Origin of the sequence: Palleronia abyssalis (assembly GCF_900302445.1) — a bacterium.
In the GTDB taxonomy this organism is placed as follows: domain Bacteria; phylum Pseudomonadota; class Alphaproteobacteria; order Rhodobacterales; family Rhodobacteraceae; genus Palleronia; species Palleronia abyssalis.
In genome coordinates this window covers 353,156-368,769 of record NZ_ONZF01000001.1, presented here as the reverse complement: position 1 = coordinate 368,769, position 15,614 = coordinate 353,156, and the positions used below count along the sequence as shown (strand labels likewise).

Here is a 15,614-nt window from a genome sequence, read left to right as displayed (position 1 = left end):
AACGTCGGTGCTGGACCAGAAGATCGCCTCGATCCGAGGTGCCTCCGCCCGGGCGCCTCCATCCATAGAAAGGTCCCGGTGCATTGTCCGTTGCCCCGGACGTCCCGAGGCCCACGGGCCCAAGTGTGCGCCTCGGGCATCTAGCCCCGGTTGTGTATAGGCCCACCGGTGCTTGCCCCCTGTGAACGGTGTCACAGCGTGGCGCACGGTCCTGCATCACGCTCCGATCACCATCGCAGGCTTCGGGTGCAATCGACGTCGAATTCAGGAAAAGACTTTGTGGCAAAGCTGACATACTGTGGAATGACCCATCAGGGTGCGGAAGACCCCGCCGTTTGGCGGGCCGGGGCCATGGCATATCGGGGTGTCGTCCACCCCGGAATGCCCCGGGCAAGTCCGTAGCCACTGGCTAACACGCAGATGGTCTATCGCGGCGTTCGGTCTTCCATACCCCTGTGTTCGGTTTCGGCGCCCATCACGAGCTGAACCTTGCCCAAGCGTGGCGCGACCCTTTGATACAGCATCAAGACGCGGTCGCAACGTAGGTTGCGGTCGCATAGGACCCACACGGGACGAAGCAGGCTGTACATCGCACCGCGGCCTGATCAACTGGCAGAAGACAATGGCAATGCGGCTTCCGCGGATGTGGGCGGGAATCTCGCGATACGGCAGATAAAACCTGACTAATTTAGTTGATCATCGGTTCATCTGATGAAAGTAGTCGGGTATCACCGCCATGACCGAGGCCTTCGCATGATCCGACCTGTATTGTTTGCCGCCATCGTTCTTTCCATCGCCGCGCCGGCCTTCGCGCAGGATGCGACCCCTCAGGGCCTTTCGATAGAGCTTAACGCCGCCACAAATGCGGAGAGCGGCGGATGTACATTCAGTTTCCTGATCGAGAACGGGACCGAAACCGAGATCGACAGCGCCGTGTTCGAAGCCGTGCTGTTCGACGATGCGGGGCAGGTCGATCGCCTGACGCTGTTCGACTTCGGCGCCTTGCCCCAGGGCCGCCCGCGGGTTCGACAGTTCACAGTACCGGGTCGGGCCTGCGAGGACTTCGGGCGCGTGCTGTTTAACGGCGTCCATGCCTGTGATGCAGGCGATGCCGGTCCCGCCGTCTGTGCGGCGGGTCTGACCGTGGGCACCCGGACGGAGATCGAGGTGATCGGATGACCATGATTCTGGAGCCCCTCCTGCAGGTCGCCGATCTGGGCGGTCCGGTCGTCATGGTTCTGATCGCGGTCGCGGTCGTGACGGTTGCCGTCATGCTTTACAAGTTTTGGCAATTCACCGCGGCCGGGGTCGGGCGACACCGGGCGCTAGGCGACGCCATCAACGCGTGGGACCGGGGCGACCGGTCCGAGGCTCGTCGCGCCCTCGACCGATCGCGCTCTTATCTCGCGCCGGTGGTGAACATGGCCTTTGCCACGCGCGGCGGAGCCGAGGCCGAGACGCGCCTGATCGCCGAGGCCGAGACCCGTTTCGCCAAGCTCGAACGCGGTTTGCGTTTCCTCGACTCTGTTGTGCAGCTTGCTCCGCTTCTGGGGCTGTTCGGGACCGTTCTGGGCATGATCGAAGCGTTCCAGTCGTTGCAGGACGCGGGCGCACAGGTCGACCCATCGATCCTGGCGGGCGGTATCTGGGTGGCCCTTCTGACAACCGCGGTCGGTCTGGCCGTGGCCATGCCCACCGCGTTGGCTCTGTCCTGGTTCGAGGGGCGGATGGACGCCGAACGGGTCCTGGCCGAACGCGCGATCTCGACCGTGCGGGCCCCCTTGGGTGGTCCCCCCAGGCACGCCGCGCCTGCGGCCGAGCCCGCCCATGCCTAGACGGACCCGCAGGCGGCGGGCGATGTCGCTCACGTCCTTGATCGACGTGATCTTCCTTCTGCTGCTGTTCTTCATGCTGACCTCGACCTTCTCGCGCTTTGCCGAGGTGGAACTGACCGGGGCGACGGCCGGAACCGGGCAGTTGTCCGATGTGGCGCCCTTGTTCCTGCGGCTTGCGCCCGAAACGGTCACCCTGAACGGCGAGGCTGTGAACCTGGAAGCCCTGCCCGAAGCGATGCCGGAGGGGGACGGGGATGGGGCGCGTGTGCTCCTCGTCTCGCTGGCTGAAGGCGTTACCTCGCAGCGGCTGACCGATCTTCTGGGTGTGCTGAGGTCGATCCCGGGCATCGCACCCACCGTTCTGGGGGCGTCATGATGCGGCGGCGGAAAAGCACGGCGAAGGAGCCGACGATCGCGCTGATCAATGTGGTTTTCCTGATGCTGGTCTTCTTCATGGTGGCGGGACAGATCGCCCCGTCGATGGACCGCGAGCTGACGCTGGTGCGCGCCACAGATCTGGAGGGGCGCGCGCCGCCAGACACGCTGGTGGTTCGGGCGGACGGTTCGCTGCGGTATCGCGACGATCCGGTGGCGTCGGCCGCCGCCTTCGCAGGCGCCCTTCCCGAGGGCGAGCGGGCCGAAATCCGGGTGGTGCCTGACCGTGACCTGCCGGCGGCCGACCTGGTGCGGATCGCGACAGAGCTGCGTGGCGCCGGGGCGGAGAGGGTATTGGTCGTGACCGAAAGGGGGCTGGAATGATCCCGTCATCCAACCTTGTGAAGGGTGTTGCCGGGGCCGTGTCGGTGATGGCGCTGGGGGCCGCGCTGTCGGTCGGGGTGCGGCCCGATCCGGTCAAAATGGAAGGCGGCGGCGCGCAGGTTCAGGCCCGGCTGGGCACGAGCTTTGCCGACATGTCCCAGGGCGTGATGGCTGCGGACCCGGTCGAGTCCGTTGACCCGCCGGAGGCTGCGGCCGACACCACGCCGCCCGATGCGGCGGAGCCTGCCGATCCCGCCAACAGCGCCAAGCGCGCACCGTCCGCCGAGGTCACAGGGATACGGCCCGACACAGTGCAACCTGCCGAGGTCCAACCCGGCCGGCCATCGCGAACGACCGCGACCCTGCCGATCGAAACGCCCGTCCAAGTCCCCGCCGATCTGCCTGCGGTCCCAATCGCCCCCCGGCGCGCCGACACGCCCGAGGTCGAGCCCATCACCGCCGAGCCCACGACGCCGACTCGGTCGCCCGAAGCGACCCAGCCGGCTGAGGCGAGCCCGCCTCCCGAACCCGAACGGATCACCGGTCAGGACCTGCCGCCCGGCGTCGTGGTGTCCTCTCGCAGGCCGCCGACGCGGACCGACGCGTTCGAGGTCGAACACCGCCGGCCCGATCCCCGGACCCCGTCGCGCCAGACCCGGTCAGAGCCAACGCGCGAGCCTGATCCGCATCCCACGCGGCAGGCAAAGGGAAATTCGACCACGAATGCCCGCGCCGGATCCCAGCAGGGTGCGGCATCGCAAAGCTCGCAGACCAGCCAGGGTCAACGCCGGCAATCCTCGCAAGCTGGCAATGCGGCCGCTGCGAATTATCCCGGGCAGGTCATGGCGCGCCTGTCGCGCGTCGGACGGCCTTCGGTCCGGGCGCGGGGCACGGCCGTAGTGGCATTCTCCGTTGCGGGCTCGGGTGGGCTGGCATCGGCCGGTATCGCCCGTTCATCGGGCTCGGCAGAACTGGACAGGGCTGCGGTGCAGCTGGTGCGGCGTGCGGCGCCGTTCCCTCCTCCACCCCCGGGTGCACGGCGCTCGTTCTCGATCAATATCGCCGGGCGATGAGACATCTATAAGTGTGGAACCCGATACGATCGTTTTCCTGCAAGGCACCCCTGTACCACGCCCGTGGTCCTTTGTGGATGGTCCGACCTGCTGGTCGGTTTGTGGCTAGTCAGATCACACCCGGTCCACGGGGATTTGCGATCGCAGCGCCGCCATCGCCTGACCGGGATCGACCCTGTGGTGCGGCGGCCCTGAGACCGGCCGATGGGATGGTTCGATGCAACTCCGCTATATACCGGCGATGCCCGGCGTCCCGACCCGGTTTTCGGGTGAGATAGCGAGACAGACTTCTGACCTGCCTTCGAATTTCGACGCCTTGGGCCCGCATACCCGAGGCCGTGCACGTTGGATCGGCTCGTTAAAATTGCTACCTGCCGATCGCGAACCTTCGGGTGGCTGAGATACAATGTTAAGCGCTCGACACACTGTCCCAGAAGTTTCAGACCCAAGCTCCAGTCGATACTGTGTTCGATCGACAATAGGGGCGACGAGGCGCGCGAGGCGGCCTTCCCGATTGGCGGCTAGAAGCGCTCGACCGGTTTCTTTTGGCGTTCCTCCTCTCGGCTAAAGTGATCGCCTCGGGCGGCGCAGGCGCAGACGGCGGTCTTCACCGGCGCGGCAGTGGTTGGTCACGCACGGCGACAGGCTGAAGGTGGGCAACGTCACCGTGCGGCTCCACGGAGTGAGGCCCCAGAAGATGGCCACAATTGCAAGGTCTTTACCGGAGGGAGGTGGCGCTGCGACGAAGCTGCGCAGACCGGCTTGGCGATCTCGCGGCGGGCCCGGACCTCCGCTGCGGGGTGCAAACCGTCGACGCCTACGGGTCGTCTCGATCTGCACCAAGCCCAACGGAATAGATGTCGGCGAGGCGCTCATTGCCGAAGGGCTTGCCTGGGCGTTCGTGGAGTATTTCGCCGACTACTTGGCGCGGGCAGACAAGTGGAAGCCTGCGGCGGCGGTCTCGCCCCGGCCGGGATGCCCGATCAAGGGCAACATCAACGGTGGAAACGCGATCTAGCACACGCCGTGGTCGCGGTACTATAGCCGCGTGCAGATCGACGAGAGAAAAGGCGAGAAGTGGTTTCGTAACTATGGTGAAGCCACCGCCGCCGGATGGCGGCCCGTGAGATCTTGGTAGGCGGATTGCAATGGCTGATCATGGGCGGCGACGCTGTGAGGCTGATCCGGGCCGGAGGGGTTTGGGGAGGCATACGAATGGCCTCGCGAGAGTGGGGGAGGTTCGGAGAGCGCGGAGCGGCATCCTCCGGGAGCTTGGGGTCTTTGGGAACGCCGCCGAGCCAGTCGGGGGACGCGTCAGGGAGTGCAGGGGGAGCGGCGAGTAAAGACCTTGCCCGGGGCGTCCAGAGGGGCGAAGCATCCTTTGGGCCGGCGGAAAGCCCCAGGCGGGTTTGGGAGGGCAGCGCGTCTCCCGAGCGGCGTGCCAACGGCGCCGGGGTCTAGGGGTGCAACTCTCGGCTAGTGAGTAGAGGGTAACGCGCAGCTTGCGCTGCGCCAAAGGGCTCCCACCCATCGCGACTTGGTCCAACCGATGGCATCGTCTGGAGCAGGCGTACACTCAGAACCTCGATCATTGGTCACGGCGCAGACAGGAAGAGCTGAAACCGAAGGTTCGCTGCTTGTGACATGAATGACCACAAAGCGCAGGAAGCGGAATTTGCAAAGTCGAGGCCTGCGACATGGTCAAGGCGACGCGAACGGTCCGAAGCTGCCGTTGGCCTCTACTCTCGATGCCGCAGTGCGACCCGCCGAACCGGACACTCGCCGCAACCCTGCGATCGAGGCCGAACTTACATAATGCGGCCTTACCTGCCGTTAGCCGCGCGAGTGCTCGATTTACGTTGCGGCTGCGAAGGCCTTCTAGAGAGCGGGTGGACGCGGATCTGCGGCATTGCCGTGTGGCGATCGCAGCGCGTCTCCGAAGCGGACCTTCGGTTCCACGAGTTGCGGGCGAACCCCGGGCAGTCGTCCGCAAGCGCAAGCGAGCAAGAAGATCGAGTGGAAACGGGCCTTCCATTTTGCTGAAGACAGGGCTCGCTCGGCGCTGCCAAATTAACGCTGTAAGCGAAAAGGTTCCGAGTCGATGCAACGGCGGGGACCAGCTTAATCCCCTGTTATTAATTCGGCGAGATGAAAGCGCAGCTCCCGTCCATTTGGCAGCGGCGGAGCTTGGGTTTTTCCGGAGAACCGAACAAGCCCCCTGAGCCGAATGGCCCTGGCCCTTCCTGTGTTTCGCAGAAGGCGGCACGATCGACAATTACGGTGAAAGTTCTACTCCGATGACCATAAAAATAAAACTATTGATCGCCTTTGGTGCGATCTTGTTCACGGTACTCGCGGCAACGGGCATGAATTTGTCCACGCTTCGGGTACAGATAAAGGAGGCGCGCAAATATGCGGTACAAGCCGAGGTTGAAACTGCCGTTTCCATTGCGGAGCATTTCGTAGCTGTCGCCGAGGATGGGGAAATGGCCGTAGTCGAGGCGCAGCAGCGCGCGGCCGAAGCCATCGCAGCGATCCGTTTCGGCGACGACGACTATGTTTTCATCACGGATGAGGAAGCCCGGATGATTGTTCATCCGAACGCGGACCTCGTCGGGCAAATGCTTCTCGACCGAACCGATCCTGAAGGTGTGCCCCTGTTCCGTGAAATGATCGATCGTGCGCAGGAGGGCGGCGGCTTCACCCCCTACATGTGGCCGCGGGCAGGGAACGAGACGCCGGTAAAGAAGCTGAGCTATTCGGAGTTGGTGCCGGAATGGGGTTGGATGGTCGCGGGCGGCGTCTACGTCGATGACCTCGACGCCGTTATTCTGGCCAAGACGAAACTCGCATTGCTTGAATTGCTTCCGGTTCTTCTCATTCTTGCAGGCTGCGGCTGGTACTTCTTGCACAGTGTCGCAAAGCCTTTGGAGCGGGTCACCTTGGCCGTGGCCAGCCTGGGAAGGGGTTGTCTCTCTCTGGACCTTCCTGCGAGTAAGCGCCGTGATGAGATTGGAATTCTCGTAGCCGAAACCCATCGGATGGCGGAGAGCTTTACGGCTATGAGCCAGGCGGCCGAAGCAATCGCGAAAGGCGACCTGAAGGTGGACGTCAGGCCCCGCTCCGAGGAGGATCGTCTGGGCATCGCTTTGCGCGACATGGTCTTGAAACTCCGCGAGGTAATCTCGAACTCGGTCGCGAGTGCGGCCCACGTCGCTGAAGGGGCGTCGAACATGTCCTCCACCGCCGAACAGCTCTCGACTGGATCAACCCAGCAGGCAGCGGCTGTCGAGCAGGCCTCGGCCTCGATCGAAGAGATGGCGGCCAACATTCGCGAGAACGCGAACAACGCAACCCAGACCGAGACCATCGCCGGACAATCTGCCGCTGACGCTCGGCGATCGGGCGGGGCAGTGGCCGACGCCGTCCGGGTGATGAAAACTATCGCCGAGCGCATCACCGTCATCCGGGAGATCGCTCGCCAGACCGACCTGTTGGCGCTGAACGCCGCCGTCGAAGCGGCGCGTGCCGGTTCCCAAGGCAGGGGCTTCGCAGTAGTTGCCTCTGAAGTGCGCAAACTCGCCGAGCGTTCCCAGCAAGCGGCGTCGGAGATCAGCCAGCTCTCGGTCGAGACGTTGGACGTCTCCGGCGAGGCGGGACGGTTGCTGGAAGCGCTTGTGCCAAATATCCAGCGTACGGCTGATTTGGTAGCCGAGATCTCGGCCTCCACAAGAGAGCAGAACGTGGGCGCCGAACAGATCAACCAGGCGATCCGCGAGTTGAACGCGGTGATCCAGCAAAATGCCGACGCGGCCGAGCAATCGGCGGCGACAAGCCAAGAGCTGGCGGCGCAGTCCCAGCAGCTGACCGGCGTGATCTCCTACTTTGAGGTCGCAGGCCCGAAGGCCGGGATGCCCGAGGCTGCGACTGCGGCCCGTCCTTGGAGGGTCGCGCTCATGCCCGACGGCAAGGGCAGACCGGAGGGCGGCAGCACACCCCGCCGCAAAGGCAAAGAGCCGATGGTTGAAGCCTTTGATCTCGACCTCGCGTCGGACGTCTTCGACGACGACGATTTCCAACGCTACGCAGGATGATTTTGTGTAAGACGAGATTATGAATTCTACAGCGCCGCGAAATGAATTGCGGCGCTGCAACGAAAGTCCGTTTCGTCCCGCACAACGGTCAAATTCTCTATGAAAATGCTGCGCGAAGCACGAGCGGTCGGTTCCGGGAAGCCGCCATGCAGTGCCCCCATCTACCTCGAGGGCCCGGTTGGGTCGACAATGTCGGGCCCGACCATGCTGAAAACGCGAAGAAGTTTGCCGACAACGCAGTCAACTTGGACTCGATCACTAAATCGCTGCGCGATAGGGCGCGTTCGGCGGAGGCTGCGCTGAATCGGAGTTTGTTCCGCGTTTTGTGATGTTGGGTGTGTTCTGTTGATCGAGGTGATTTTGCCTCGATGAGCAGAGGATTTGTCCCACGAATGTTCAGCATTCCACGCTGATGACGCCGCTGCGCGCGCGCATGATTGCGGACATGACTGCGCGCACTCTTGGCCCTGCATCCCAGACCAGCCCCCTGCGCGCCTGCAAGCGGTTTGCGGCCTGGCTCGGGCGGTCACCGAAGACGGCGACGCCGGATGATGTGAGAGACTTTCAGCATCTTGTCGAAACGGGCACCAGCATCTGCACGCGCAACCAGACCATGATTGGCGTCAAATTTCTGTTCCGGGTGACGCTTCGGCGGCATGATCTCTGGGCACCGAGCCTGAAGACGCGGGTGATGCTGTCGCTGGCCCATGGCTGCGACATGCGGGCGGGCGAGGTTGTCCGGCTGCGGGTCGGCGACATTGACGGGGAACAGAAGATCATCCGCATCGTGCAATCCAGGGGTCGCAAGGATCGGAATGTGATGCTGCCCGCTGACATTCTGGGCCTGCTGCGGGACTGGTGGGCGGAACGTCCCACCAGTCAGGACACAAGCGGGGCCGGGCCTGAGAGGGTCATTTTCCCCGGCTATCGCGGCAAGCACCTATCTCCCCGTCAGATTTCACGGCTATTCAAACAAGCGGCGCGGGCGGCAGGCATCACCAAGCCGGTCACGCTGCATACGTTGCGCCATTCCTTTGCGACCCATCTCCTGGAGCGCGGTGTGGACATCCGGGTCATACAGGCGCTGCTCTGTCATGTCGCGCGGTGCGAAGACGGCGCGCATGAACACATCTCCTACAGCTCCTGCTGCAACAGGCACTGCCCCGAATGCCAGGCGGGCCCAAATGCCAGGTGGATGCGGCAAAGGCCTGGCTGGCGGCACGTGAGGCCGAACTGCTGCCCGTGCGATATTTCCATCTGGTCTTCACGTTGCCAAGGCCGATCCCCGGCATCGCCCATCAGAACAAGCGGGAGCTCTACAATTTGCTGACGCGGGCGAGCGCGGACACGGTGATCAAGATCGCCGCCGATCCCAAACACCTTGGCGCGCGCGTCGGCGTCACATCCGTGCTTCACACCTGGGGCTCGGCGATGACGCACCATCCGCATGTCCACATGATCGTGCCGGGAGGCGGCCTGTCTGCGGACGGCACCGGGTGGATCGCCTGCCGCGGGAATTTCTTCCTTTCCGTCCGGGTTCTGTCCTGCCTCTACCGCCGCCTCATCCTGGACGGGCTGGCCCGGCGGCACAAAGTCGGCAAGCTGCACTTCTTCGCCGGCCATGCAAGGTGTGTTGATCGTGCGGCCTTCGACGCTGTCCTGCAACCGCTGCGCAGGATCGACGGGGTCGTGTATGCCAAAGAGCCTTTCGCCGGCCCCGGGGCCGTGCCGGCATATCTTTCGCGATACACCCACCGTGTCGCGGTCTCCAACAACCGCCTGATCCCCATGGACGACCAAGGCATCACCTTCCGCGTCAAGGATTGCCGCCTCAACGGCCCCGGCCGGCACAAGACCGTGACCCTCGGGACCGACGAGTTCATCCGCCGGTTCCTGATCCGTGCCCTGCCAAAGGGCCAGCACCGCATCCGCCACTGCGGCTTCTTCGGAAATGCCAACCGTGCCGCCAATAACACCAGGATCAGAGAGCTTCTCGGGGCCGAAACACCCGTTCGTGGCAAGGTTCGCGATGACACGATCGAAAGAAGCGATGCGCACCGCCGCGTCCTCGCATTTCCATGCCCATGTTGCGGTGGACAATTGATCATCGTCGAGACGATCGCCCCGGAACAACACCCAAGAGCACCGCCAGGAACAGCGAGGGCCGCTGCATGACACGCGCGCCAAAGACCGGAATCTCAATCTCAACCGCTCGCGACCAGACTGACATGCGCGCAACCCAGATGGTGGTAGCGCGAAGGGTGTCGATGTCTGCGGGATATAACGCATGTTGATCAAAGCTCGCAAAACCTACGCTGAGTCTGCCTGCAAGCGTAAAGTCGCCCCGACCTTCCCGGCAGGAACCAAGGCGATCAAGCGGTTCAAATCCCCATAGACCCGGTCGGTCCGCCCAATCCCAACCCCGCGATTTCCCGCTTGAGCGCCTCTTGGACGCCAGCCGAAGCCGCCCCTTACTCAAACCTCGCGCAAGGCGCCCGAGAAACCTGCATCAACTCGGATGTGGTCGAGATCGAGACGGATCCAGACGATACGCGCGCAGAGGGCGTGCGGGTGTCGCTGTGTGGCGGGCGGCCCATGTTGTTCTCGCCGCCGGCGGCGTGGAAAACGCGCGTCTGCTTCTTCTGTCCGACACGGCGAACCGGGGCGGCCTCGGGAACGGGGCCGATCAGGTCGGCCGCGGTTTCGTGGATCATGCCTTTTGCTATGCCGGGCATTTCGAGCTGGCCCCGCCGGCTGCCACGACCGAACCGCACATCGTCGAGCGTGCCGACAGTCTGAAGGAACGCGGGGGCGCAATCGCCGCCTTCATGCTGAACCCCGCGTTACGAAGGCGGGAGGGGCTGAACGGAGCGGGTATCTTCCTCATGCACCGAGCGTCGTTCCAGCTTCATACCGACTACGAGGGCCCCGGCGGTCGCGCGATCACCTATTTCGCCGAGATGGTGCGGAGAGAGCGCTTCATCGACCGCTCGGCGTTGTCGACCGTCGCCGATCTCGGGCGGAACGCGCCTGCCGCTGCGCGTCTGCGCCACGCGGTTGAGGCGGCCCGGCCAAGACCGCGTCTGGCCCTGCGCATGCAGGTCGAGACCTCGCCATCCGAGGACAGCCGGGTGATCTTGACGAAAGCCCGCGACAGGCTGGGGCGGCGGCGCGCGCGCGTCACCTAGCGAGTGGGTGAGGCTGATGGTCGGGGCGCGCACCGGCTTTGGACCGCACTAGCCGACGCGGTGGCGCAACGTGGGCTTGGCCGGATTGTGGGGACTCCGCCGGGCGCCGATGGCGGTTGGCCACTGTCGACCACCGGCGGAAAGCAACATATGGGCACGACACGGATGTCGGGCATTGCCGCCAATGGCGTGGTCAATCCGGATTGTCACATCCATGGCCTGACGAATATGCACATCGCCGGAACCTCCATCTTCCCGACTGGCGGCTGGGCCGATCCGACGCTTACCGCCGTCGCGCTGGCGCTTCGGCCGGCCGCTCGTTTGCGAGGATGATAGGTTTGTCCAGACTGTGGTGACCCCGTTCGATCAGATCAGCGAGGCTCGTAGACTGTGTTAGAGTTAGGCAAGCGGCAGCAAGATTTCCGGCGCCGCCAACATGGCGGATCATGGGACCCAGCAGGAGTCCGACCGGTATAACCGAGGCCATGCCGGGCTGGGCGGGATGAACAGGAAGCATCGCGCCCAATGACAGCATCGGACGCCTTACCCGCTTCTTGGGTCCTTCGGCCCTGTGGGCGAACTCACAACAGCCGATCGTATCAGCCATTATTACTTCGTAGCGATCGACCGACTGAGTGCCGGAGATCGCCGGTATGACGCTTATTCTGTCCACGAACACCGTTCAGATAGGTGAATGAATCACCGCATCCCGGGGTGTTCGTGGCAGTAAAAGCCGGTTCGATACGCCAAACGCCACTTCAGGCGCCGCAATCGGATCAAGATCCTGACAGGGGCTTACACAACTGGCGCCCTGTCGCCGCTTGCTGTGATCCGGACCCGAAAGGGTTTCTCTCGGCAACCGCTCTCGCTGCAGGAATGGGTCGACCGACCCCATCAGAAATGCCCGGTTTGGCCCCTATATCGGGTCTCTGACGAATTGGTAATGTCGGGTGAACCCTTCCATGCGGGGGACGGTGTCCCAGTCTAGACGACCGTCCGGAAAGGTCACGTCGCAGCATTTCTTGCACCACATCCATTTGAGAAAGATGCCGCCCGAGCTTGCTGCGAACTCTCCACCATGGAGCCGCCGTACGACATCGGACACCAACAGTTTCTCTGCCGCCTGCCGGTCGGCTTCGCGAAGCACCTTGTCGGCCTCTTCCAATTCCATTCCTTGAGTGTTCACATGGAATTGGGTCTCGATGAGTTCGACATACTTTTCCGCGCGAAGCTTGGAATTGTCGACACTGGAAGCGTCGACGCCGTAGGGGTCCTCGTCCGTGCCACTTTGACGCTCGACGGGTACGCCGGCTTCATCGAGCGCTTTGAATACACGCTCCTGGGTCTCTTTGTCGAGCGTGCCCAAGTTCACGCGAGCGGTCGCGCGTTCGTCGTTTATAGCCATGGTCTTCCTCCTGATTTATCTATTTATTGAAAAGTTAATTGCCCCCGTATCCAATCGATTGCAGATCGCTGCGCACCGTGATCCCCAAGGCTGCCATAAGGTCGCAATGCGCGCTTCTCGACTGAAAATCGTTGCGGAGGAGGGAGTATCGCGAGCCGGGATGTCCGCCGCCGCAAGCAGAACTGAAGTCGCACCCGAGACACCCTTCGGACAACGCCGTCAGACCGAACATCCTGTCACGGCGGTCGAGTTCTTCGACGACGTTTGCGAAAGAGAAGTCCCGATCGAAGACCGCGCGACCGAGTGTATAGTGGGGGGCCCCGCTGGCACGTTCGATCTCGGAAAACTCGACGTCGGTGCAGATCGAGCCGTCCGTCTCGAGAACCACAAATGAGCGGAACGCCTCGGGGCTCATCCCCGTATTCGCAAATACCGACGGATGACCGGCGAGACCGCCGATATAGGAGGCAAAGAGCCGGACGAGGAAGCGGTCCTGCCAATGATCGCGCCACTCTCGATAGAGGCGCAGTACCTCGGCAATCATCCTTATCCGCGCGGTCTCGTCAGTATCCGGCGCGCCGTGAAACCGCATGACCGGCAGCAGGTCGCACGAAGAGGCGCCGAGCAGGTCGAGTGTTTTGAAGTAGCCTGCGCCTACGAAGTCATCGGCGACTACCGTGAGCGCACCCCAAGGGATCTCGAAGTAGTTCAGGGTGTCGGTGAATTCACGCAAAGCGCCGAACGTCCCGCGACCCCTAATGTCCGGTCTTTTGCGGTTATGGACGTCAGCCGGGCCGTCGATGCTCAATCCGATTTCGACGCTGTAATGCTGTATCAACTCGATCCACGCCGGGTTCCAGATGGTTCCGTTGGTTTGAATCGAGTTGAGTGGCGGGCGTTTGAAGTATTCTCTTTGCAGTTCTAGGAACCGAAGGAAGCGGCGGGGACCGATCATCATCGGCTCGCCACCGTGCCAGATCAGGCGGACGGATTGATCTGGCGGAACGTGGTCGGAAAGGTGGTGATAGAGCATCTCGACAGTGTCGAGGGAGATGGTCTCTCCATATCGCTCGGTGGCCTCGTTGATATAGTAGCAATATCCGCAGCGCAGGTTGCAGGCCCTGTTAGTTTTGATGACAACCGTAGTGATCATCGAGGAACCCCAAAACGGCCATAACGTGTGTCACGCCTATAAGGTTTACCCTGCGTAATACAGTCGTCTCGTTACGTGGCAAGGAACCTTATGAACGACGTTTCCGGAATTCGGTTATTCACGTAGACTCCCGCACTTGCATCGCGCCGCGGCCGACTGCTCTCTGCCTGCACCTACATCCGACATGAACTTCCAAACGCGCGGACAGACAAAGCCATCGTGAAGGCGACTAACGGCGCTGGTAGATTAGCGAGCGATAGACCCGGGCCTGGAAGATGGCTTGGGGGCATCCGAGGTCTGCCGCGTCATGCGATCGGCCCTTTTGGTGCATTCCGGGGCCAGCGCCTCCATTGCCTCGTGGTGCGATAGAAACACATGGCCAGTCAGGTGTTCCGCAAACGATGACTTTGCCAGCCGATCCATGACCGGGCCCTTTACCTCCGACAGGTGAAGGTCGATGCCCTGATCGGCCAGCCGGTGGATCACCAGTTCGAGGCTTTCGAACGCGCTGGCATCGATGCCGTTCACCGCCGCGCAGTTCAGCACCAGATGTTTCAGGTCCGGCCGTTCCGACACCACACGCTGGATTTCGTTTTCGACGGCTCTGGCATTGCCGAACCAGAGGCTCTCATCGATCCTGACCGACAGGACCTCGGCCGCGCAGACCACGTCATGCCGCAGAATGTTGCGGTAGTGCCGGGTGCCGGGAACCTGTCCGATCACTGCGATATGGGGCCGCGAACTGCGCCAGAGATGCAGGAGCAGCGACAGCGCCACGCCGGTGATGATGCCAGCCTCGACGCCGGCGGCCAATGTCACGACGATCGTGCCGGCCATGGACGCGAAGTCGAACCGCGAATAGCGCCAGGTGCGTCGCAGCGTGCCAAGGTCGACGAGGCTGAGTACGGCGACGATGATCGTCGCTGCCAGCACGGCTAGCGGCAAATGAAAGATGAGTGGGGTCAGGAACAGCGATGCCAGCGCGATCCCGATCGCGGTATAGGCGCCGGCGGCCGGGGTTTCGGCCCCGGCGTCGAAATTGACCACCGATCGGGCGAAGCCGCCGGTAACGGGGTATCCGCCGGAGAAGGCCGAGGCCAGGTTCGACATGCCCAGGCCGATCATCTCTTGATCGGGGCGGATCGACTGCCGCCGCTTCGCGGCGAGGGTCTGGGCGATCGAGATGGATTCTGCGAAACCGATGACCGAAATGAGGAAGGCGGCCGGCAGAAGCGTGCTCCAAAGCGCGAGGTCGAGCGGCGGTAGGGCCAGGGGCGGTAGCCCCCGTGGCACGTTCCCCACCACCGCCACGCCGCGCGCTTCGAGATCCAAACCGATCACCGCAAGGATCGACACCGCGACCGCAAGAACGGGACCGGTGCGCGACAGAAGCGTGGACACGCCTGGGGGAAGTCCGAAACGTTCGAGCGTCGGCTTCAGCTTCGATCGCGACCAGAAAAGAAAGACCGTTGCCGCGACGCCGACCATGAGCGTCGGAAGGCTCGTCGTTGACAGGGCCGGAAGAAGGGACTGGCCCAACTCGATCAGCGTATGGCCGCCGGCCTTTACCCCGAGGATGTGCTTAACCTGGCTGGCGGCGATCAGCAGGCCTGAGGCTGTGATGAACCCGGAGATAACCGGGTGGGACAACAGGTTCGCGACGAAGCCGAGGCGGAAGATCCCCATTGCCAACAGGATAAGGCCTGACAGAAGTGCCAAGACAACCGCCGCCGAGATGTATTCCGAGCTTCCGGGAGCCGCCACGGCGCCGGCGGCTGTCGCGGTCAGCAGCGAGACCACGGCCACCGGGCCAACGGCGAGCGTGCGGCTGCTGCCGAAGATCGCGTAGGCGACCAACGGCAGGATCGACGCGTAGAGCCCGACCACGGGCGGCAAGCCTGCCAGCATGGCGTAGGCCAGCGATTGCGGGATCAGCATTACCGTCACGATCACGGCAGCGACCCCGTCGCTTATCAGCCGCCGCCGGTCGTAGCGGCGACCCCAGTCGAGGACGGGGAGGTATCCGGACATTCTGGACATCGATCAGACCCCGACCGGACGACTGACGGACGGCCACACGCCGAGGCTACACCTGGTGTACCCGGCG

The 15,614-nt window shown here is 63.3% G+C and carries 11 protein-coding genes and 2 pseudogenes; 10 read left to right on the top strand and 3 right to left on the bottom strand.

Translation table 11 applies throughout. From position 1 onward, the window contains the following. Nucleotides 1–753 precede the first annotated feature (753 nt). The 10 genes and pseudogenes from PAA8504_RS01910 (at nucleotide 754) to PAA8504_RS01870 (ending at nucleotide 11,282) form a co-directional block, all read left to right on the top strand. Nucleotides 754–1,179, top strand: a complete 426-nt coding sequence (locus tag PAA8504_RS01910) for a hypothetical protein (protein ID WP_108892454.1) — start codon at nucleotides 754–756, stop codon at nucleotides 1,177–1,179. Further along, nucleotides 1,176–1,835 (top strand): MotA/TolQ/ExbB proton channel family protein, encoded by a 660-nt coding sequence (locus tag PAA8504_RS01905; RefSeq protein ID WP_108892453.1) that lies wholly within the window; start codon nucleotides 1,176–1,178, stop codon nucleotides 1,833–1,835. Before PAA8504_RS01910 ends, PAA8504_RS01905 begins: the two co-directional genes overlap by 4 nt. Nucleotides 1,836–1,857: 22 nt before the next feature. After that, a complete protein-coding gene (locus PAA8504_RS01900; protein ID WP_108892452.1) occupies nucleotides 1,858–2,211 on the top strand; it encodes a biopolymer transporter ExbD in 354 nt (117 codons plus the stop codon). After that, complete coding sequence (locus tag PAA8504_RS01895; RefSeq protein WP_108892451.1) at nucleotides 2,208–2,594, top strand: ExbD/TolR family protein; 387 nt, start codon at nucleotides 2,208–2,210, stop codon at nucleotides 2,592–2,594. The genes PAA8504_RS01900 and PAA8504_RS01895 overlap by 4 nt, the downstream gene beginning before the upstream one ends. After that, entirely contained in the window at nucleotides 2,591–3,667 is a 1,077-nt protein-coding gene (locus tag PAA8504_RS01890) for an energy transducer TonB family protein (protein WP_108892450.1), read from the top strand. The genes PAA8504_RS01895 and PAA8504_RS01890 overlap by 4 nt, the downstream gene beginning before the upstream one ends. Before the next feature lie 2,297 nt (nucleotides 3,668–5,964). Then, complete coding sequence (locus PAA8504_RS01885; protein ID WP_108892449.1) at nucleotides 5,965–7,761, top strand: cache domain-containing protein; 1,797 nt, start codon at nucleotides 5,965–5,967, stop codon at nucleotides 7,759–7,761. 412 nt (nucleotides 7,762–8,173) lie between these two features. Next, a pseudogene (locus PAA8504_RS21950) lies at nucleotides 8,174–8,797 on the top strand (tyrosine-type recombinase/integrase); the annotation flags it as partial. Between the two features lie 45 nt (nucleotides 8,798–8,842). After that, a pseudogene (locus PAA8504_RS01880) lies at nucleotides 8,843–9,936 on the top strand (IS91 family transposase); the annotation flags it as partial. 404 nt (nucleotides 9,937–10,340) lie between these two features. Further along, nucleotides 10,341–10,949 (top strand): hypothetical protein, encoded by a 609-nt coding sequence (locus tag PAA8504_RS01875; protein WP_108892448.1) that lies wholly within the window; start codon nucleotides 10,341–10,343, stop codon nucleotides 10,947–10,949. Nucleotides 10,950–10,952: 3 nt separating this feature from the next. Continuing rightward, nucleotides 10,953–11,282, top strand: a complete 330-nt coding sequence (locus tag PAA8504_RS01870; protein ID WP_306419511.1) for a GMC oxidoreductase — start codon at nucleotides 10,953–10,955, stop codon at nucleotides 11,280–11,282. A 583-nt stretch (nucleotides 11,283–11,865) separates the two neighbouring features. Here the strand turns inward: PAA8504_RS01870 and PAA8504_RS01865 are convergent. From PAA8504_RS01865 to PAA8504_RS01855, 3 genes are all read right to left on the bottom strand, one after another. Then, entirely contained in the window at nucleotides 11,866–12,354 is a 489-nt protein-coding gene (locus PAA8504_RS01865; RefSeq protein WP_108892446.1) for a hypothetical protein, read from the bottom strand. Nucleotides 12,355–12,388: 34 nt separating this feature from the next. Continuing rightward, the gene (locus tag PAA8504_RS01860; RefSeq protein WP_108892445.1) at nucleotides 12,389–13,507 is read right to left on the bottom strand and encodes a radical SAM protein; all 1,119 of its coding nucleotides are present in this window, start codon (nucleotides 13,505–13,507) and stop codon (nucleotides 12,389–12,391) included. Between the two features lie 246 nt (nucleotides 13,508–13,753). Further along, entirely contained in the window at nucleotides 13,754–15,547 is a 1,794-nt protein-coding gene (locus PAA8504_RS01855; RefSeq protein WP_108892444.1) for a SulP family inorganic anion transporter, read from the bottom strand. Nucleotides 15,548–15,614 lie beyond the last annotated feature (67 nt).